Origin of the sequence: Streptomyces longispororuber (assembly GCF_014656095.1) — a bacterium.
Lineage (GTDB): Bacteria > Actinomycetota > Actinomycetes > Streptomycetales > Streptomycetaceae > Streptomyces > Streptomyces longispororuber.
The window spans coordinates 15,214-34,066 of sequence record NZ_BNBT01000055.1; the positions used below are offsets into that span (position 1 = coordinate 15,214).

The window sequence follows — 18,853 nt, forward strand, 5'->3', positions numbered from 1 at the left end:
ATCGTGGTGCATTCTGGGCGCCCGCACAAGGGGGATCGTTACTCACCGGTAACGCTCCGATAACCGCGGTTCGACGGGGTGACACCGACCAGCGACGGACGGTGCTGTCAAGAGATGGACGACATCCGGATATTGAGGAACAGAAACGGACAGAACACCGCCCTGGACTTACTGCGAGTAACAGTGGCCGCGTTTGCCAAGATTTGGCAAAGCGCGGCCACTGTGGCACTGCCTGGACGAAGTTTCCCCTCAGGCACCACCAGCCCCGCCCCCGGGTGACCGGTCAGCGGACGGATCGGCACCCAGGACGGGGCAAAACCGGCGGAACGTCAGGGTCCGGACGGCTGGGGTCCGGAGGGTCGCTCAGAAGAGCACCCGGGCGAGCGCCGTGCGCGCCGCCGTCACGCGCGGGTCGTCCGCGCCCACCACCTCGAAGAGCTCCAGGAGCCGTACGCGCGCCGCGTCCCGGTCCTCGCCCGCGGTGCGCCTGACCGTCTCGACCAGGCGGCCGAAGGCGTCCTCGACGTGCCCGCCGACCAGGTCGAGGTCGGCGGCGGCGATCTGCGCCTGGACGTCGCCCGGCTTCCCGGCCGCCTCCTGGCGGACCGCCTGCGGGTCCATCCCCTGCACCCGGCGCAGGAGTTGGGCCTGGGCGAGGCCGAGCTTGGCCTCGGTGTTGCCGGGGTCGTCGTTCAGCACGTTCTGGTACGCCTGGACGGCGCCGCCCAAGTCGCCCGCGTCCAGGGCCTGGACGGCGGCGGCGAGCGCGGCGTCGTGCGGCCCCGCCGGGGCGGCGGGCCGGGCGTCGGCCTCCGGGGCGTCCCCGTCGACGGTGAGGCCGGTGAGGCCGAAGCGCTCCTCGGCGACCTGGACGAGCTGGTCGAGGGTCTGGCGGATCTGCGCTTCGGGCGCCGCGCCCTGGAAGAGCGGCAGGGCCTGCCCGGCGACCACCGCGAACACCGCGGGGATGCCCTGCACGCCGAACTGCTGCATCAGCATCTGGTTCGCGTCGACGTCGATCTTCGCGAGGACGAAGCGGCCGTTGTACTCCCGCGTCAGCCGCTCGAGCAGCGGGCTGAGCTGCTTGCACGGCTCGCACCACTCGGCCCAGAAGTCGATGACGACGGGGACCTCGGTGGAGCGCTGGAGGACCTCACGCTCGAAGTCCGCCTCGCTGACGTCGATCACCAGGTCGGCCGGGGACACCGCGCCCCCGCCGCCCTGCCTGGCCGCTTCGGCGCGCGCCTGCTCCGCCTTCGCCTTGGCCTCCTGGGCCGCCTTCACCGCGGCGAGGTCGACGACTCCGCTCATGGACATGTTCCGTGGCTGCATGAGTACATCCTCCCCCAAGCCGCGCGGGAACCGCTCCCGTCCGCCGACCCCGCCGGATTGCGGGGCCGCCGGACGCGCCGGGTTCCGTGGTCCCGAGGAGGACCGCCCGTGCCGTTCGTCGCGCGGGGTCCCCACCCCGCGCCGTGGTCGCCGCCCTGTGGGCGGTGGAGTTCTCGCTCGCAGCGACCGCCGCGGTACGGGGGTTCGTGGCCCGGCGCACCCGGCTTTCGCTACGCGTCGTAGCGTAACTGGAGGCCGCCGGGGGCGGCACCGGGCCTCGGGTGATCTGCCTCACGCGCACCTGGTCAGGGCCTCCGTACCGCCCGGTATGGTCGCGGGCATGCAGAGCCGCAGCACACCGTCCGCGCGCGCCGGAGGCCGCCCGCGCAGCGCCGCGGCGGACCACGCCATCCTGGAGGCGACCCGCGCGGCCCTGGTCGACCTCGGCTGGACGAAGCTGACCCTGGGCGACGTCGCGACGCGGGCGGGGGTCGCCAAGACCACCCTCTACCGGCGCTGGGCGGGCAAGAGCGAGCTGGTCGTGGACGCCGTGGCGGAGCTCTTCGACGAGCTGGAGCTGCCGGACAGCGGCAGCCTCGCCACGGACATCGAGGGCGTGGTCCTGCGGTTCGCCGCGCTGCTCGGGCGGCCGGAGACGAAGACGGCGCTGATGGCGGTGGTGGCCGAGTCGACGACGGACGCCCCGCTGCGGGAGCGGGTGCGCGCGTCCATCGTCGAACGGCAGAAGCGGCTCGTGCTGGAAGGGCGGCAGCGGGCGCAGGTGCGGGGCGAGTTGCCGGTGGAGCCCGACCCGGCGGCCGCGGCCCGCACCGCCGACCTCGTCTTCGACGTGATCGCGGGGGCGGTGGTGCACCGCGCGCTGGTGAGCGCCGAGCCGGTGGACACGGAGTGGGCCCGCCGCTTCACCGCGCTGCTGCTGAGCGGCCTGGCCGCCACGGCGGGCACCGGCCCGGCCGGGCCTGACCTCTCCCGGCCTCCGGCCGGGTCTCCCACCCGCCCACCCGTACAGCCCCACTGACCAGCTCCGGCCCCGACCTGGCGGCTCGCACGCCGTCCGTCGGCTTTCCGCCGCTACCGCGGCGCGTCTCCCACCCGCCCACCCGTACAGCCCCACCGGCACGCCCCGCCCCGACCTGGCGGCTCGCGCGCCGTCCGTCGGCTATCCGCCGCTGCCGCGGCGCGTCTCCCACCCGCCCGCCCGTACAGCCCCACTGACCAGCTCCCGCCCCGACCTGGCGGCTCGCGCGCCGTCCGTCGGCTTTCCGCCGCTGCCGCGGCGGGTCTCCCACCCACCCGCCCGTACAGCCCCACCGGCACGCCCCGCCCCGACCTGAGGGCTCGCGCGCCGTCCGTCGGCTGGGTGCAGGTGTCACACCTGGTAGCGGGACGGGGCGAAGCGGGAGAGGTTTTCGGCCACCCAGGCGGAGGTGTGCCGCAGGCCCTCCGCCAGGGAGACCTGGGGGGTCCAGCCGGCCCACTCCCGGGCCCGGGTGTTGTCGGAGACCAGGCGCTCGACCTCGCTGCCCGCGGGGCGCACCCGCGCGGGGTCGGCGACCACCACGGCCTGGCGCCCGCTCGCGGCGATGAGCGCCGCCGCCAGGTCGCCCACCGAGATCTCCCGCCCCACCCCGAGGTTCACCACGTGCCCGAGCGCCCGCTCGCTCGCGGCCACCGCGAGGAACCCGCGCGCGGTGTCCGTCACGTACGTGAAGTCCCGCGTCGGCGTGAGCGAGCCGAGCCTGATCTCCCGGGCGCCGGAGTGGAGTTGGGCGAGGATGGTGGGGATGACGGCCCGGGCCGACTGGCGGGGCCCGTACGTGTTGAAGGGCCGGACGACCGCCACCGGCAGCTCGAAGGCGTGCCAGTGGGACAGCGCGGTCATGTCGGCGCCGATCTTCGACGCGGAGTACGGCGACTGCGGTTGCAGCGGGTGGCTCTCGCCGATGGGCACGGTCCGCGCCGTCCCGTACACCTCGCTGGTCGAGGTGTGCACCAACCGCCGCACCGCGTGCCGCCGGCAGGCCTCCGCCACGTTCTCCGTACCGACGACGTTCGTCTGCACGTACGCGCCCGGGGAGTCGTACGAGTACGGGATGCCGATGAGCGCGGCCAGGTGGAAGACGGTGTCGCAGCCGGCGACGGCGTCGTCGACGCGCCCGGCGTCGCGGACGTCCCCGGCGACGAACTCGACCCGGGGGTCGCCGAGGAGGTGCGCCAGGTTGCCCTTCTCGGCGTACGGCTTGTAGTGCACGAGGGCGCGGACGCGGGCGCCGCGCTCCAGGAGCAGGTCGACGAGGGCGGAGCCGATGAAGCCCTCGGCGCCGGTGACGAGGACGGTGCGGTCGCGCCAGTCGAAGGCGGGCGCGGGGGCGGCAGTGGTCGGCGTGGTCATGCGGCGTTCTCCAGGGGGTCGTGGGCGGGGTGCGGTCCGTGGCCCGCGGCGCGGGCCAGGTCGATGACGCGCGCGGCGAGCAGGTCGGCGGCGCGGGCGTGCGGGCCGCGGGCGGCGGCACCGCTCATGGCGGCGAGCCGCGCGGGGTCGTCGAGCAGCGGCCCGGCGAGCGCGGCGAGCCGGTCGGCCGTGGCCTCGGCGTCGGGCAGGAGCAGCCCGGCGCCGGCGTCGCTGAGGACCCGGGCGTTGTGGGTCTGGTGGTCGCCGGGCGCGTGCGGGTAGGGCACGAGGACGGCCGGTACGCCGGTGCTGGCCAGCTCGGCGACCGTCGCGGAGCCCGCGCGGCACACCACCAGGTCGGCGGCGGCGTACGCGAGGTCCATCCGGTCCAGGTAGGGCACGGCGCGGGCGACGGCGTCGGCCCCCGTGCGGGCCAAGCGGTCCCGGGCCTCGTCGAGCGCCGCCGGGCCGGTCTTGATCAGCAGGTGGACGTCGCCGCGCCACCGCCACCGCTCGGCGAGCCCGAGCGCGGCCTCGGTGAGCCGGGCCGCGCCGAGGCTGCCGCCGTTGACGAGCAGCAGCCGCGCCCCCTCCGGCACGCCGAGCGCACGGAGCGCCCCGGCGGGCAGGGCGGTCTCCGCGTGCCGGGCGAGCGCGGCGGCGATGGGCATGCCGGTGACGTGCGCGCGGTGGCCGCCCGGCAGGTGGTCGCGGCTCCGGTCGAAGGCGACGGCGATGTGCGGGGTGAGGCGGGCGGCGAAGCGGTTGGCGCGGCCGGGCACGGCGTTGGACTCGTGGATGAGGCTGGGCAGCCCGGCCGTGCGGGCGCCGAGGACCACCGGGGCGCTCGGGTAGCCGCCCATGCCGACGGCGACGTGCGCGCCGCGCTCCCGCAGCACGGCGCGGGCCTGCGCGGCCGACCGCAGCAGGTCGGCGGGGAGCAGGAACCGGCGCGCCCCGAGCGCGGGGTCGAACGGGATCATGTCGACGGTGTGCAGCCGGTATCCGGCGTCGGGGACGAGCCGGGTCTCCAGGCCGCGCTCGGTCCCCACGAACGAGACCACGGCCCCGGGCACGGCCCGCCGCAGCGCGTCGGCGAGGGCGAGCCCCGGGTAGATGTGCCCGCCGGTACCGCCCGCGCCGATCACGACGGACAGGGGCCGGGCCGGGCCGGAACGGGTGACGGAAGTGACGGCTGGCTTCATACCGCCCCACCCTCGACACCCGCCCTAAGAGGGTTTTAAGAGCCGACTGAGGCACCGTGGACCCATGAGCAAGACGCCCCCCCAACACCACGAGCGCCCCAAAGGGACACCGGGCCCCAAAGGGACACAGGCCCCCGAAGGGACACCGGCCTCCGAAGGGACACCGGGCCCCGAAGGGACACCGCCCTCCGAAGGGGCGCGGGGAACTGCGCGCCCAGCCCCACACAACCCGCAGACAACAACCGCACCCCAGACCCCCCAAGGGGCGCGGGGAACTGCGCGACCGGCCCCAGACGACCCGCACCCGCCGGACGGCGCAACGCACGCCCCGGCAGGGGCCACCACCCCGGCAGGGGCAACCACCCCGGCCCCGGCAGGGGCAGCCCTCCCGGCCCAGGGAAGGCCCACAGCCCAGGTGACCACCCCGTGAAGACCGCCCCGCCGAGGAAGGTGCTGGTCGTCGACGACGACCCCGAGGTCCGCGCGGCCGTGGAGGACGCCCTCACCGTCGCCGGCCACCTGGTCCGCGGCGCCCCCGACGGCCACCGCGCGCTCACCGCCGTCGCCCGCTGGGAGCCGGACCTCGTCGTGCTCGACGTGATGATGCCGGTCCTCGACGGCCTCGCCGTGTGCCGCCGGCTCCGGGCCGCCGGGGACCGCGTCCCCGTGCTCGTGCTGACCGCCCTGGACGCGGTGAGCGACCGGGTCGACGGCCTCGACGCGGGCGCCGACGACTACCTGGTCAAGCCGTTCGCGCTGGACGAACTGGTGGCCCGCGTCCGCGCGCTGCTGCGCCGGGCGGCCCCCGACCCGGACGGCCCGGACGGGCCGGGCGGCGACGGCACCCTGGCGTACGGGGACCTCACCCTGGACCCCCGCACCCGCACCGGCCTGCGCGCCGGGCGCCGCGTCGAGTTCAGCCGCACCGAGGCCACGCTCCTCGAACTGCTGCTGCGCAACGCGGGCCAGGTGCTGCCGCGCGAGCTGATCCACGAGGCGGTGTGGGGCCGGGACTTCGGGCCGGACTCCAACTCCCTCGCGGTGTACGTGGGGTACCTGCGCCGCAAGCTGGAGTCGGGCGGCGAGACCCGCCTGGTGCACACCGTGCACGGCGTCGGCTACCGGCTCGGTACACCGTGAGCGCGGCCCGCGCCGAGGGCGAGACCCGCACGGAGGGCGAGGGCCGCGCCCGCCGCGCCCTCGGGGCCCGCTGGCGCCGCCGCCGCCCGCTGCGCACCCGGCTCGCGGTGGCCGCGTCCGCCGCCGTGGCCGTCGTGGCGGTCGGCGTCTGCGCCGCCGCGTTCCTCGTCATCCGCTACAAGCTGTACCAGCAGCTCGACCAGAACCTCGCCCAGTCCGCGACGCTCATCGCCCAGCAGCACCGGGGCCGGGACCGCGGCGTCGTCACCGGCGAGTGCCGCTTCCTCGGCGCGCCCGCCTGCTCCCAGCTCGTCCCCGCGGACGCGGCCGACGACCCGGACGAGCCGTGGCTGCTGCCCGTGTCCGCCGCCACCCGCCGGGTCGCCGCGGGCGAGCGGGCGCCGTACTACACGAGCCTCACCCTGCCCGGCGGCAAGCCGGGCCGCATGCTCACCACCACCTACGGCAAGGGCACCGCCGTGCAGGTCGCCCTGCGCGCGGACATCGCCGAGCGCGGGGTCCGGCAGACCGCGGCGATCCTGTCCGTGGTGGGCGGCGCGGGGGTCCTGCTGTCCGCGCTCGGCGGCTCCTGGGTGTCCCGTACGGGGCTCGCGCCCGTGGCCCGGCTCACCGCCACCGCCGAGCGCATCGCGGCGACCCGCGACGCCCGGCACCGCATCGAGCTGCCGCCCGGGCCGCCGGGCCGCGAGGACGAGATCACGCGTCTCGCCGCCGCGTTCAACACCATGCTCGGCGAGCTGGAGGAGTCCGTCGCGGCCCGCCGCCGCCTCGTCGCCGACGCCTCGCACGAGCTGCGGACACCGCTGACCGCGCTGCGGACCAACGCCGAGCTGCTGGCCCGGGCCGACCTGCTGAACGAGGCCCAGCGCGACCGGGCCTCGGGCGCCCTCGCCCGGCAGCTCCGGGAGGTGACCGGTCTGGTCAACGACCTCATCGAGCTGGCGCGCGAGGAGGAGCCGCGGCCGCTCCTCGAAGACGTGGCGGTGGCGCCGCTCGTGGCGCACGTGGTGGAGGCGGCGCGCGGGCACTGGCCGGGGGTGGTCTTCACGTTCGACGCGGCGCCGGACGCGGCCGGGTTCACCCTGCCGGGCGTGCCCGGCAGGATCGCCCGGCTCGTCACCAACCTCCTCGACAACGCGGCCAAGTTCAGCCCTCCGGGCGGGCCGGTGGAGGTGGCCCTCTCCCGGCGCGAGCTGACCGTGTGGGACCACGGGCCCGGCATCGCCGAGGAGGACCTCCCCCACGTCTTCGACCGCTTCTACCGCGCCGAGAGGGCCCGCGCCCTGCCCGGCTCCGGCCTCGGCCTCGCCATGGCCCGCCAGATCGCCCACGCCCACAACGCCGAACTCCACGCGGAACGGGCCCCTGGCGGCGGCGCCCTCTTCCGCCTCACCTGGCCGTAGGCCCTCGCGGGGGGCGCCCCGGACCCGCCCCTTTCCCGAAACTGGGGCTCCGCCCCAGACCCCGCTCCTCAAACGCCGGAGGGGCTGGAACTTTCGCCGGGCGGCACCGGAGAGTTTCAGCCCGTCCGGCGTTTGAGGACGAGCGCGTCAGCGCGATTGTCGGGGGTCCAGGGGGCGGAGCCCCCTGGTTTCGGGAAGGGGCGCCCGCGCGCGGAGCGCGCTGATGGGCACAGTGGGGAGAGCCCCCAGCCGGGTCAGAAGCCCGCCGGCTCCGTGTACACCCCCCACTCCTCCCGCAGGACCCCGCAGATCTCCCCGAGCGTGGCCTCCGCCCGCACCGCCTCCAGCATGGGCCCGATCATGTTGGACCCGTCCCGCGCGGCAGCGACCATCGCGTCCAGGCACGCCCGCACCCGGGCGTCGTCCCGCGCGGCCTTGCGCGCGGCGAGGAGCTTCACCTGCTCGCGCTCGACCTCGTGGCTGACCCGCAGGATCTCCAGGTCCCCGGTCACGGACCCGTGGTGGACGTTGACGCCGACGACCCGCTTGTCGCCCTTCTCCAGGGCCTGCTGGTAGCGGAACGCGGACTCGGCGATCTCGCCGGTGAACCAGCCGTCCTCGATGCCGCGCAGGATGCCGGAGGTCATCGGCCCGATGGGGTGCTGCCCGTCGGGGTGGGCCCTCAGGCCCCGCTCCTTGATCTGCTCGAAGATCTTCTCGGCCTCGGCCTCGATGCGGTCGGTGAGCTGCTCGACGTACCAGGAACCGCCCAGCGGGTCGGCCACGTTGGCGACGCCGGTCTCCTCCATGAGGACCTGCTGGGTGCGCAGCGCGATCTCGGCGGCCTGCTCGCTGGGCAGGGCGAGGGTCTCGTCGAGGGCGTTGGTGTGCAGGGAGTTGGTGCCGCCGAGGATCGCGGCGAGGGCTTCGACGGCCGTGCGTACGACGTTGTTGTACGGCTGCTGGGCGGTGAGCGAGACCCCGGCGGTCTGGGTGTGGAAGCGCAGCCACTGCGCCTTGTCCGTCCGGGCGCCGTAGACCTCCTTCATCCAGCGGGCCCAGATCCGTCGCGCGGCGCGGAACTTGGCGATCTCCTCGAAGAAGTCGACGTGGGCGTCGAAGAAGAAGGACAGGCCGGGGGCGAAGACGTCGACGTCGAGGCCGCGGCTCAGGCCCAGCTCCACGTACCCGAAGCCGTCGGCGAGGGTGTACGCGAGCTCCTGCGCGGCCGTCGCGCCGGCCTCGCGGATGTGGTAGCCGGACACGGAGAGCGGCTTGTACGCGGGGATCTCACGGGCGCAGTGCTCCATGAGGTCGCCGATGAGGCGCAGATGGGGCTCGGGCTCGAAGAGCCACTCCTTCTGCGCGATGTACTCCTTGAAGATGTCGGTCTGCAGGGTGCCGTTGAGGATCCCCGGGTCGACGCCCTGGCGCTCGGCGGCGACCAGGTACATGCAGAAGGCGGGAACGGCGGGGCCGGAGATCGTCATCGACGTGGTGACGTCGCCGAGGGGTATGTCCCGGAACAGGACCTCCATGTCGGCCGCCGAGTCGATGGCGACGCCGCAGTGGCCGACCTCGCCCAGGGAGCGCGGGTCGTCGGAGTCGCGGCCCATGAGCGTGGGCATGTCGAAGGCGACGGAGAGGCCGCCGCCGCCCGCGGCGAGGATCATCTTGTAGCGCTCGTTCGTCTGCTCGGCGTTGCCGAACCCCGCGAACTGGCGGATCGTCCACGTGCGGCCGCGGTATCCCGTGGCGTGCAGACCGCGCGTGAACGGATACTCGCCCGGCCATCCGATCCGTTCGAAGCCCTCGTACGTGTCCCCGGGCCGGGGCCCGTAGGCAGGCTCGACCGGGTCACCGGAGAGCGTCGTGAAATCGGCGTCGCGCTTCTTCGCGGCGTCGTACCGGGCCTGCCAGCGGCGGCGGCCCTCCTCGATGGCGTGAGCGTCCATGCCTCGAATTTACTAGGACGTCCTAGCAAATGTCGATGGGCGACCGCCACGGGACGCCCCGTGGCGGTGCGGTTACGCCTTGGCGACGGCGGCCGGCGCGTCGGCGATCAGCGGCTCGACCTCGCGCACGACCTTGCGCTCGACGAAGAACGCCGCCGTCGGGATGGTGCCGGAGACCAGCACCCACAGGAGCTTGCCGAACGGCCACTTGGCCTTGGAGCCCAGGTCGAAGGCGAAGATCAGGTAGACGATGTAGAGCACGCCGTGGACCTGCGAGACGACGAGCGTCAGGCCCTCACCCGTGTCGAAGCCGTACTTGGCCACCATGCAGGCGCACAGGATGAGGAGCATGACGGCGGTGACGTAGGCCATCACGCGGTAGCGGGTCAGCACGCTTCGTTTCATGCGTATGAGCGTAACCGTCCGGTTTACGCGATCTTCGGGCGACCCTGGGGGGACGCCGGGCCCCCGCTCACGCGTCCTCGAAGTCCTGCGCGGCCACCCGCAGGGGCCGCAGCATCGCGAAGATCTCCCCGCACTCCTCCGCGTCGTACACGCCGAGGCCGAAGTCCATCGCCATCAGCTCGCGCGTGGCCTCCTCGACGACCTCGCGGCCCTTGGCGGTGATGGAGGCGAGGGTGCCGCGGCCGTCGTTCGGGTTCGGGCGCTTGGCGACCAGGCCCGACCTGACCAGCCGGTCGACGGTGTTCGTCACGGAGGTGGGGTGCACCATGAGGCGCTCGCCGATCTTGGACATCGGCAGCTCGCCCGCCTTGGAGAAGGAGAGCAGCACCAGGGCCTCGTAGCGCGCGAAGGTCAGTCCGTAGGGCTTGACCACCGCGTCGACCTCGGCGAGCAGGATCTGGTGGGCGCGCATGATGGAGGTGATGGCGCCCATGGCGGGCACGGACCCCCAGCGCTGCTTCCAGAGCTCGTCGGCACGGGCGATGGGATCGAAGGGGAGGCTGAGCGGCTTCGGCACAGCGTCGACCTTAGCCGCCGGTCAGGGGGTGGTCAGCCCCGGTCTCACGATTCGGCCGTACGTTCGTTTTCCGGGGTGCGGTCACCGGTGGCGGGGCACGGGACGGCGGGCGGCGGGCGCCGCCGGGCCGTCGCCCGGACCTCCGCGGCGAGCGCCAGGCAGCACGCCGTGCCCAGCGCGCCCGCCGCCGCGACCACCGTGCTCACCGCGAAGAACTCCGCGGCCAGGCCCGCGAGCGCCATGCCGGCGCCCTGGAGCGTCATCAGTCCCGTCGTGTGCACGGTCATCGCGCGGCCGCGCAGCTCCCGGGGCACCGCGTCCACGAACCAGCGGTCGAGCCCGAGCGTGTACGCCGACCCGGCCCCGGCCAGCACCAGCGCGGGCACGGCGAGGGCGAGGCCGGGCGTGGCGGCGTACACGAGCAGCGGCAGCAGCGTGGTGGCGGCGAGCGGCAGCACGATCCGGGCGCGGGCCCGGGCGGTGAGCGCGGAGCCCGCGTACAGCTCGGCCGCGATCGTGCCCACCGGCATCGCGCACATCAGCAGGCCGACCCCGGCGGGGCCCGCGCCGATCTGCTCCGCGTACGGCGCGGCCAGCGCCTCCGGCGCGACGACGAACATCGGCGGCGCCCAGAACAGCAGCAGGAGCGCCCGCAGCCGGCGGTCGCCGAGGACCTCGCGCGTCCCGGCCAGGGAGTGGCGCAGCAGGGCCGTCCCGCCGCCGGGCCGGCGCCCGGCGCCGGGCGCGGCCCGCCGCCGCGTGCCGCAGCGCAGCAGCACCGCCGAGGCCGCGAACGTACCGACGGTGATCACCAGGGCGCCGCGCGGCGGGACGAGGGTGAGCAGCACCCCGCCGAGCCCGAAGCCGACGAGGACGGCGCTCTGCGACACCATCCGCAGCAGCGAGCGCCCGAGGACGAACAGGTCGCCGTCGCCGAGGACGTCGGCGAGCGTGGCCATCCGCGTGCCGTTGAAGACGGGCGCGACGGCGGCGATCGCGCAGCGCAGCCCGAGCAGCGCGGCGACCGGCGTGGCGGGCAGCGCCATCAGCGCGGCGCACGCGGCGCACAGCAGGTCGCAGGAGACGAGGACGCGCCGGGGCGGGTACCGGTCGGCGACCCCGGCGAACAGCATCCCGCCGACGAGGTACGGCAGCATGCCGAGGGCGAAGGCCAGCGCGCTGAGCAGCGGCGAGCCGGTCAGCTCGTACACGAGGACGGTCAGCGCGATCTCGCTGACGACGACGCCGAGCAGCGACAGGGCGTGGGCCGCGAAGACGGCGCGGAACTCGCGGACGGCGAAGACGCGCCGGTAGCCGCCGGGCTCGGCGGCCGGGGGCGCGTCCTCGGCGTCGGGTGCGGCGGCGCGGGTGGCTTCCTCAGGCATGCGCCCACCCTGGCGGGGGCCGGGTAGGGCTCCTAGAGTTTCGGCTGCGGCCGAATCATGGCCGCCCGTCCCCGTCCACCGCCGCCACCGTTCCCGTCGCCACCGCCGTTTCCCCGTCGTTCCCGCTGTCCCCGCCACCGCCGCCGTCCCCGTCGCGGAGGAGTCCCGTGCCCTTCGAGCTGCACTTCGGCGAGGCCGACCTGCTGCGCTGCCGGTTCGCCGTGTCACCGCTGTGGGAGACGCAGGCGGCGGTGCGGGCGCTGAAGCCGCCCGGGCGGCACGGCCCCCACACGTGGTGGCTGCGGCGGACGCGGGCGGCCGCCGACGCGCTCGACCTCGCGGCCCTGTGGCTGCTGATGCCCGTGCGCGGGCACAACCCCGACTTCCTCGGGCCGCCGCCGCTGGGCCCGGCCGCCTCCTTCGCCGAGGAGATCGCGGCGGTCCGCGCGGCCGACCCCAAGGCCGCCCGCGCGGACCTGGCCAAGGCCCTCGCGGACACGCCCGGCGCGGCGGACAGCCCGCTCGGGCGCCGGCTCCTGGAGGACCCGGCGCGCTCGGTACGGGAGCTGGCGGGGGTGCTGGAGGCGGCGTGGCACGCCTTGGTGGAGCCGCACTGGCCCCGGTTGCGGGCCCTGCTCGACGCGGACGTGGCGTACCACTCGCGGCGCCTCGCGGAGGTGGGCCTCGGGGCGCTGCTGCCGGAGCTCGACCGGCGGCTCGCCTGGGAGGCGGGCACCACGCTGACCGCGCGCTGGCACGGCCGCCACGCGCGCCGCCTGGACGGGCAGGGCCTGGTGCTCATGCCCAGCGTGTTCAGTTGGCCGGAGGTGATCAGCGGGTTCGAGCCGCCGTGGCAGCCGACCCTGGTGTACCCCGCGCGCGGCATCGCGGAGTGGTGGGCGGCGCCCGCGGAGCACACCCCCGAGGCACTGGCGCGCCTCCTGGGCCGCAACCGCGCCGCCGTCCTGACGGCGCTGGCGCAACCGGCCACCACGTCCGCGCTCGCCCGGCGCCTCGGCCTCGCCCCGTCCTCGGTCTCCGCGCACCTGTCGACCCTGCGGGCGGCGGGCCTGCTCCACGCGCGCCGGTACGGCCATCAGGTGCTGTACGAGCGCACGCCGCTCGGCGCCGCCCTGGCGACGGGCGGCTGAGCAGCCGCTGTGCGCCCCGCGCGCACGCGGAGCGCCCGTACGCCCGCGCACGCTGTCCGACGGGCGGCTGACACCCGCCGCCGCGGTGGTGTCGCACCCCCGAGCGATTAATGCCCTATGCCAGGATTGCCCGGCACCGACCCGTACGTCACCATCGCCCTAGGGGGCTGGATGCACCGGCTGCTCCGTACGTTCACGGCACTCACGGCCGTCGCGGCCCTCGGGCTCGCGGCGGGGTGCTCGTCCGGGCCGGACTCCGGCGACTCCGGCGGCTCCGGCACGAAGGAGCAGGGCGCCGCCCCCTCGGCCACCGCCACGAAGAAGCCCGCGCACCCCTTCTGGGTCGACCCGGAGAGCGCCGCCGCGCGGCAGGTGCGCGAGTGGGAGCGCAAGGGCCGCACCCGGGACGCGCAGGCGCTCAGGAGGATCGCCGAGCAGCCGATGGCGGTGTGGCCGGCGGGCGACGACCCGGCCCCGGACATCCGCGAGGCCACCCGGGGCGCCGCCGACGGGGGCCGCACGGCGGTGCTCGTGGCGTACAACATCCCGCACCGCGACTGCGGCCAGCACTCCGCGGGCGGCGCCCACGACGCGGAGTACTACCGCACGTGGCTCGGCTCCTTCGCCGAGGCCATCGGGGACAGCCCGGCCCTGGTGATCCTGGAGCCGGACGCGATCCCGCACATCGTGGACGGCTGCACCCCGGCCCAGTACCACGAGGAGCGCTACCAGTTGCTCTCCGAGGCGATCCAGCGGCTCAAGCGGCAGCCGCGCGTCAAGGTCTACCTGGACGCGGGCAACCCCGGCTGGATCACCGACGCCCGCAAGCTCACGGAGCCGCTGCGGCGGGCCGGCGTCGCGAAGGCCGACGGCTTCTCGCTCAACGTCTCCAACTTCCAGAGCGACGAGACCACCAAGCGGTACGGCCGGGCGCTCTCCGCCACCGTCGGCGGCAAGCACTTCGTCATGGACACCAGCCGCAACGGCCGCGGCCCGCTCGCGGGCGACCGCGAGGACGCCTGGTGCAACCCGCCGGGCCGCGGCCTCGGCACCCCGCCCACCGACAGGACCGGCGACGCGCTGCTCGACGCCTACCTGTGGATCAAGCGCCCCGGCGACTCCGACGGCCCCTGCCGCGGCGGCCCCGCGGCCGGCGAGTGGTGGCCCGACTACGCCCTCGGCCTGGTGCGCAACGCGAAGGCGTAGCCCACTTGCCGACCGCCCTGGCCAAAAGGCGCCCGGGACTGGCAGCCTCGGGGCCCATGCGCGAAGACTTGTCGCAAGCGGGCCACGGCATCCGGTTCGAGTGGGGCCCGGCCGGGGCGAAGCAGCTCGCCCCGGCGGTGTCCTGCCTGGTGATCGTCGACGTCCTGTCGTTCACCACGTCGGTGTCCGTCGCCGTGGAGTCGGGCGCGCGGGTCTTCCCCTGCCCGTGGCGCGACGAGAGCGCGACGGCCTTCGCCCGTGAGGTCGACGCCCACCTCGCGGTGGGCCGCCGGGCCGTCACCGCGGACTCGCCGTGGTCCCTCTCCCCGGCCGCGCTGCGCCGCGCGCCCTTCACGCCCCGTCTCGTGCTGCCCTCGCCCAACGGCTCGGCCATCGCGGCATCGGCGGGCGCGGCGACCGTCGCCGCCGGGTCGCTGCGCAACGGCACCGCCGTCGGGCGGTGGCTCGCCGGGCAGGGGCACGGCACCGCCGAACGCCCCGTCGGGGTGATCGCGGCGGGCGAGCGGTGGCCCGACGGCAGCCTGCGGCCCGCCGTGGAGGACCTGCTCGGCGCGGGGGCCGTGATCGCCGCGCTGCGGGCGCAGGGCCGCACCGGGCTGTCCCCGGAGGCCGCCACGGCCGCGTCCGCGTTCGCCGCGGCCGTCGACGTGGGCGCCGCCGTGGCGGGCAGCTCCTCCGGCCGGGAGCTGGCCGCGGGCGGCTTCGCCGAGGACGTGGCGGTGGCGACGGAGCTGGACGCGAGCACCCAGGTGCCGGTGCTGCGGCACGGGGCGTTCGTCCCGGCCTGAGCCGCACCGGCCGCCGAGGGGTGCCCCGGTCGAGGCCTGGTGGCGCGGCTAGGTGACGTGCACCCACTTGGCCTCCGAGGAGGCCCCTTCCGTGTCCGTCACGAAGAGCATGTACCAGCCGGGCGGCACCAGCGCCGCGTCGCCGCGCGGTACGTCCACCGTCACCGAGCCCTGGCCCTTGGTCACGCCGAGGGCGATGGAGCGCTGCTCGACGTCCGTGGTGTGGGTGACGGCGCTCGGGCGCATCAGCCGGGCCGAGGCGATCCTCTCCGGGTGCGCGGTGCGGAAGGTCGCGCGGCCGTCGTCCGGCAGCACCTGCGGTCCGGCGCCGAGGACGGGCCGGTCCTTGCCCGAGCGGTGCAGCGCGGGCGGCGTGTAGATCTCCATGCGCTGCTCGAAGTGGCCGAGCTTGGTGTTCTGCTCGTTGTCGAAGAGCGGGTCGGAGCCGAAGGTGGCGACGCGGCCGTCGGGCAGCAGCAGCGCCTCGGAGTGGTAGTTGCGGCCCACGGTGGGCTCGGCGGCGGTGCGGAAGGCGCCCCGGCCCGCGTTCGCCCTCGGGTCGTAGAACTGCGCCTTGAGGATGTTGCTGGCGCTGCGGCCGCGGTAGTCGGAGGAGCCGTTGGTGGTGAAGACGGTGTCGTCCGGCATGATCACGCTGTTCAGGTAGCGGGTGCCCTGGGGCAGTCGCGGCCCGGTCCGGAAGGACGGGTTGTCCTGCTTGAGGTCGACGACGGCCGTGCGGCGCGTGGCCTTGTCCGACTCGCCGACGCCGCCCCCGCCGAGGATCATCACCTTCTGGTCCTGGGCGGGCGGGAGCAGCACGGACGCGGACGTCTCGGTCTGGTCGAGGTCGGCGAGCCCGGGCACCTTGGTGAACTTGTTGCTCTTCAGGTCCCACAGGCCCGGCTCGCGGCCCTTCTCGGCGGGGCCGTACCCGGCGTTGGAGGCGGGGTAGAAGAGCTTGCCGCCCTTGGTGAGGAACAGCGCCGGGTAGGTGGGGAAGTAGCGCTTGGGCCCCTCCGTCCACTTCTTGGTCTTCGGGTCGTAGATCTCGTTGTCGCCCGGGTCGATGACGCCGACGTCGTCGAGCCCGGACACCGCGAGCACCCGGCCGTCCTCCAGGCCCACGAGCGTCGGGTACCAGCGGGCCTTCTTCATCGGCTCCACGGGAACGTACCGCTCGGCCACCGGGTCGAACTCGTAGGCCGCCTTGATGCCCTGGAAGTCCTGCTTCTCCAGGGTGAGCTTCTCGGCGATGCCGTAGGTGTTGTCGGCCGCCTTGCCCTTCAGGCCCTCGATCTCGTACTGCGCGGACTCCTCGGCGACCGACTCCTCGCCCTTGCGGACCGCCTCCACGAAGACCCGCGCCTCGCTCGCCAGGATCTTCGTCTTCCAGGGTTTCATCTCGCCGGACTTCGCGTACGAGATCTCGAAGTCGCGCTCGGCCTTCGGGACCTCCACGTCGAACTTGCTGACGTACTCGACCCCGGACGGCGAGCGGAACTTGGTGCCCTTCTTCAGGACGATCGACTTGTCCGGGTTCTCGTTCTTGACGCGCATGCCGCCGCCGGCGCGCTCCACCTCGCCGTCGAGCAGCTCGTACCGGGCCGTGCCGCCGGCGACGAGCAGCCGTCCGTCGGGGAGCTGGGCGTGCCCGGCGCAGAAGAAGTCCTCCGGGGTCGGCACCTTCTTGAAGGTGTTCTTCTTCGGGTCCCACAGGACCGTGTCGAAGGACCCGGCGTCGAACTTCTTCTGCTCGTTCCCGGAGCCCGCGACGATCAGCACCTTGCCGGTGTGCAGCAGCGCCGCGTGGATGGCGTTGGTCCGGAACTCCTTCGGGATGTCGAGCTGCTTCCAGGAGCCGTACTTCTTCTTGTAGCCGGGCCGGGAGATCTTGTACGCGTGGTACTTCTCCTCGGCGAAGGAGATGGCCGCGGGGGCGTTGAGGCCGATGAGCAGCGCGCCGGCGCCCGCGCCGAAGGCGATCTTCCTGGTGCGCTGGGAGAGTCTGGTGAACCGCGGGGCCATGGGTCAGTTACCTCCCGAGGTCGTGCCGGTGGCGAACGCGGGCTCCGGCTCGCCGTCGGTCCCGGGCTCCGCGGACCGCTGCCGCGCCGCGGCCCTGCGGCCCCGGCGCTCCTGGGCGGCGGTGACGCTCCACACCGCGACCGGGGCGAGGGAGATGGCCATGGCGAGCACGGCCCAGGTGCGCATCGCCACGTGCGTGTGGCCGAGGACGAACGAGGCGACGAGGGAACAGCCGAGCACCGCCGTCCAGAACAGGTGGATGCGGAAGGTCAGGAGCCGGTCGGCGGTGGTGCCGCCGCCCTTGGGGGTGACGACGAAGCGGCAGGGGCGGCGCAGGATCGCCGAGCCGAGCGACTTGGCGTAGATGGGCGCGGACAGGGCGGACATGGCCATGCCCGCGAGTCCGCCCGAGCCCTCGGGTTCGTGCGGCGAGACGTTGTGCCGCCGGTTCCACAGGTAGAGCCCGATCTGCAGGGCCGCGGCGTCGCTGTAGAGCATGAGCCACACGGAGGCCGCGACCTGCGTGCCCGACGCGCCGAACCACAGGAACAGCACGCAGCTCAACACGCCGAGCAGCCAGTTGACGGCCGTCATCGGGTAGTAGACGAGCATCAGCGTGTACGAGAACAGCCGTCCGGGGGGCATCGAGAACGGCGCCTTCCAGTACTGCTGGAACACCGTCTCGTACGTGCCGCGCGACCAGCGCATCTGCTGCGTGAAGAAGTCGGTCCAGGAGGCGGGGCCCTCGCCGACGGCGAGCACGTCCGGGGTGTAGACGCTGCGCCAGTGCCGCCCGGTCGCCGGGTTCCTGTGCCGGTGCAGCTCGAAGCCGGTGGCCATGTCCTCGGTGATGGAGTCGTACAGGCCGCCGACCTGGCGCAGCGCGGAGATGCGGACGACGTTGTTGGTGCCGACGAACATCGGCGCCCGGTAGCGGTTGCCGGCGCGCTGGATCAGCGCGTGGAAGAGGAACTGCTGGGACTCGGCGGCCTTGGTCACCGGCGAGGTGTAGTTGCCGTACACCTGCGGTCCGACGACGAACGCCACGTCCGGGTCGCGGAAGAAGCCCATCATCCGGGTCAGGAAGTTCGGCAGGGGCACGTGGTCGGTGTCGACGGAGGCGAAGAAGTCGTAGGCGCCGCCGTGCCGGGCGAGCCAGGCGTTGTAGTTGCCGTGCTTGGTGCGGGCCTTGTGCGGGCCCTTCGCGCGGTTCCACTCGGGCACGCCCTTGCGGGTGAAGTGCCGCACGCCGAGCTCCGCGCACAGGGCCTTCGCCTCGTCGTCGTCGCCCTCGTCGAGCAGCCACACGTCCATGGGTCCGGTGTGCTCTATGCGGACCGCGCCTTCGAGCGTGGCGCGCACCATGGCCAGCGGCTCCTTGCCGGGGACGTACGTCGTCAGGAACGCCACGCGGGTGCCCGGCTCGGGCACGACGGGCACGGGGTCGCGGGCCACCATCGTCGCGTGGGCGATCGACACCACGTTGACCAGCATGAACACCTCGATCAGCCCGATCGCGACCAGCATCGTGACATCCAGGCCGACCAGCCAGCGGTCGCCGCCCTCGCGTTCGGTCCAGTGCGCGGGCCAGACCAGGTACACGAGCAGGGCGCCGGTCAGGAGGGGGGCCAGCGTCATCAGGAGGACGGCGCGTATTCGGTGGGGTTCGCCGGCGAGGAGCGACCGGTACTGGACCCGGTAGCCGCCACCGTCCTCCGGTTCGGTCAGCGGTCCGGCCAGCCGGCTGTGGGTGTCGTAGTCGTAGCCCTCCGGCCGCACAGCGCCCTCCTCTGGTCATCGAACGAGCCGATACCCACACGAAA

Annotated in this window: 15 protein-coding genes; 6 read left to right on the plus strand and 9 right to left on the minus strand. The window is 74.4% G+C overall.

Annotation, left to right across the window (positions count from 1 at the left end; translation table 11 throughout):
• Nucleotides 1-363: 363 nt before the first annotated feature.
• Entirely contained in the window at nt 364-1,332 is a 969-nt protein-coding gene (locus tag IE330_RS18670; RefSeq protein WP_190137182.1) for a tetratricopeptide repeat protein, read from the minus strand.
• A gap of 340 nt (nt 1,333-1,672) precedes the next feature.
• Here IE330_RS18670 and IE330_RS18675 point away from each other — a divergent pair, with 340 nt between their 5' ends.
• The gene (locus IE330_RS18675) at nt 1,673-2,371 is read left to right on the plus strand and encodes a TetR/AcrR family transcriptional regulator (RefSeq protein WP_190137183.1); all 699 of its coding nucleotides are present in this window, start codon (nt 1,673-1,675) and stop codon (nt 2,369-2,371) included.
• Nucleotides 2,372-2,722: 351 nt separating this feature from the next.
• On the opposite strand, the gene IE330_RS18680 is transcribed toward IE330_RS18675, so the two are convergent.
• Nucleotides 2,723-3,745 carry an SDR family NAD(P)-dependent oxidoreductase gene (locus IE330_RS18680; protein WP_190137184.1) on the minus strand — a complete coding sequence of 341 codons (1,023 nt, stop codon included), beginning with the start codon at nt 3,743-3,745 and terminating at the stop codon, nt 2,723-2,725.
• A complete protein-coding gene (locus tag IE330_RS18685; protein ID WP_190137185.1) occupies nt 3,742-4,950 on the minus strand; it encodes a UDP-N-acetylglucosamine--N-acetylmuramyl-(pentapeptide) pyrophosphoryl-undecaprenol N-acetylglucosamine transferase in 1,209 nt (402 codons plus the stop codon). Before IE330_RS18685 ends, IE330_RS18680 begins: the two co-directional genes overlap by 4 nt.
• Before the next feature lie 426 nt (nt 4,951-5,376).
• Here IE330_RS18685 and IE330_RS18690 point away from each other — a divergent pair, with 426 nt between their 5' ends.
• Together IE330_RS18690 and IE330_RS18695 are read left to right on the plus strand one after the other, a co-directional pair.
• Complete coding sequence (locus IE330_RS18690) at nt 5,377-6,090, plus strand: response regulator transcription factor (protein WP_190137186.1); 714 nt, start codon at nt 5,377-5,379, stop codon at nt 6,088-6,090.
• On the plus strand, nt 6,087-7,514 hold the full coding sequence (locus IE330_RS18695) for a sensor histidine kinase (RefSeq protein WP_373314681.1): 1,428 nt from the start codon (nt 6,087-6,089) through the stop codon (nt 7,512-7,514). The genes IE330_RS18690 and IE330_RS18695 overlap by 4 nt, the downstream gene beginning before the upstream one ends.
• A gap of 254 nt (nt 7,515-7,768) precedes the next feature.
• Here the strand turns inward: IE330_RS18695 and icmA are convergent, their stop codons facing one another.
• From icmA to IE330_RS18715, 4 genes are all read right to left on the minus strand, one after another.
• The gene (gene icmA / locus IE330_RS18700; RefSeq protein WP_190137187.1) at nt 7,769-9,469 is read right to left on the minus strand and encodes a coenzyme B12-dependent isobutyryl-CoA mutase large subunit; all 1,701 of its coding nucleotides are present in this window, start codon (nt 9,467-9,469) and stop codon (nt 7,769-7,771) included.
• Nucleotides 9,470-9,541: 72 nt separating this feature from the next.
• On the minus strand, nt 9,542-9,874 hold the full coding sequence (locus IE330_RS18705) for a DUF3817 domain-containing protein (RefSeq protein WP_190137188.1): 333 nt from the start codon (nt 9,872-9,874) through the stop codon (nt 9,542-9,544).
• 67 nt (nt 9,875-9,941) lie between these two features.
• Complete coding sequence (locus IE330_RS18710; RefSeq protein ID WP_190137189.1) at nt 9,942-10,451, minus strand: MarR family winged helix-turn-helix transcriptional regulator; 510 nt, start codon at nt 10,449-10,451, stop codon at nt 9,942-9,944.
• Between the two features lie 44 nt (nt 10,452-10,495).
• Complete coding sequence (locus IE330_RS18715) at nt 10,496-11,836, minus strand: MFS transporter (RefSeq protein WP_190137190.1); 1,341 nt, start codon at nt 11,834-11,836, stop codon at nt 10,496-10,498.
• A 167-nt stretch (nt 11,837-12,003) separates the two neighbouring features.
• Between IE330_RS18715 and IE330_RS18720 the strand changes: the two genes are divergently transcribed.
• From IE330_RS18720 to IE330_RS18730, 3 genes are all read left to right on the plus strand, one after another.
• Nucleotides 12,004-12,987, plus strand: coding sequence for an ArsR/SmtB family transcription factor (locus IE330_RS18720; RefSeq protein ID WP_190137191.1), 984 nt, complete (start codon nt 12,004-12,006; stop codon nt 12,985-12,987).
• A 171-nt stretch (nt 12,988-13,158) separates the two neighbouring features.
• Nucleotides 13,159-14,193, plus strand: a complete 1,035-nt coding sequence (locus IE330_RS18725) for a glycoside hydrolase family 6 protein (protein WP_190137212.1) — start codon at nt 13,159-13,161, stop codon at nt 14,191-14,193.
• A gap of 56 nt (nt 14,194-14,249) precedes the next feature.
• Entirely contained in the window at nt 14,250-15,002 is a 753-nt protein-coding gene (locus IE330_RS18730) for a 2-phosphosulfolactate phosphatase (protein WP_190137192.1), read from the plus strand.
• Between the two features lie 48 nt (nt 15,003-15,050).
• Here the strand turns inward: IE330_RS18730 and glxA are convergent, their stop codons facing one another.
• A complete protein-coding gene (gene glxA / locus IE330_RS18735) occupies nt 15,051-17,030 on the minus strand; it encodes a radical copper oxidase GlxA (protein ID WP_190137193.1) in 1,980 nt (659 codons plus the stop codon).
• Between the two features lie 3 nt (nt 17,031-17,033).
• Nucleotides 17,034-18,809, minus strand: coding sequence for a glycosyltransferase family 2 protein (locus IE330_RS18740; RefSeq protein WP_190137194.1), 1,776 nt, complete (start codon nt 18,807-18,809; stop codon nt 17,034-17,036).
• Between the last annotated feature and the right edge of the window lie 44 nt (nt 18,810-18,853).

Coding starts and splice junctions, on each gene's coding strand:
- IE330_RS18730 (WP_190137192.1), top strand. CDS start 14,250: ATGCGCGAAGACTTGTCGCAAGCGGGCCACGGCATCCGGTTCGAGTGG.
- IE330_RS18680 (WP_190137184.1), bottom strand. CDS start 3,745: ATGACCACGCCGACCACTGCCGCCCCCGCGCCCGCCTTCGACTGGCGC.
- IE330_RS18670 (WP_190137182.1), bottom strand. CDS start 1,332: ATGCAGCCACGGAACATGTCCATGAGCGGAGTCGTCGACCTCGCCGCG.
- IE330_RS18725 (WP_190137212.1), top strand. CDS start 13,159: ATGCACCGGCTGCTCCGTACGTTCACGGCACTCACGGCCGTCGCGGCC.
- IE330_RS18715 (WP_190137190.1), bottom strand. CDS start 11,836: ATGCCTGAGGAAGCCACCCGCGCCGCCGCACCCGACGCCGAGGACGCG.
- glxA (WP_190137193.1), bottom strand. CDS start 17,030: ATGGCCCCGCGGTTCACCAGACTCTCCCAGCGCACCAGGAAGATCGCC.
- IE330_RS18675 (WP_190137183.1), top strand. CDS start 1,673: ATGCAGAGCCGCAGCACACCGTCCGCGCGCGCCGGAGGCCGCCCGCGC.
- icmA (WP_190137187.1), bottom strand. CDS start 9,469: ATGGACGCTCACGCCATCGAGGAGGGCCGCCGCCGCTGGCAGGCCCGG.
- IE330_RS18685 (WP_190137185.1), bottom strand. CDS start 4,950: ATGAAGCCAGCCGTCACTTCCGTCACCCGTTCCGGCCCGGCCCGGCCC.
- IE330_RS18705 (WP_190137188.1), bottom strand. CDS start 9,874: ATGAAACGAAGCGTGCTGACCCGCTACCGCGTGATGGCCTACGTCACC.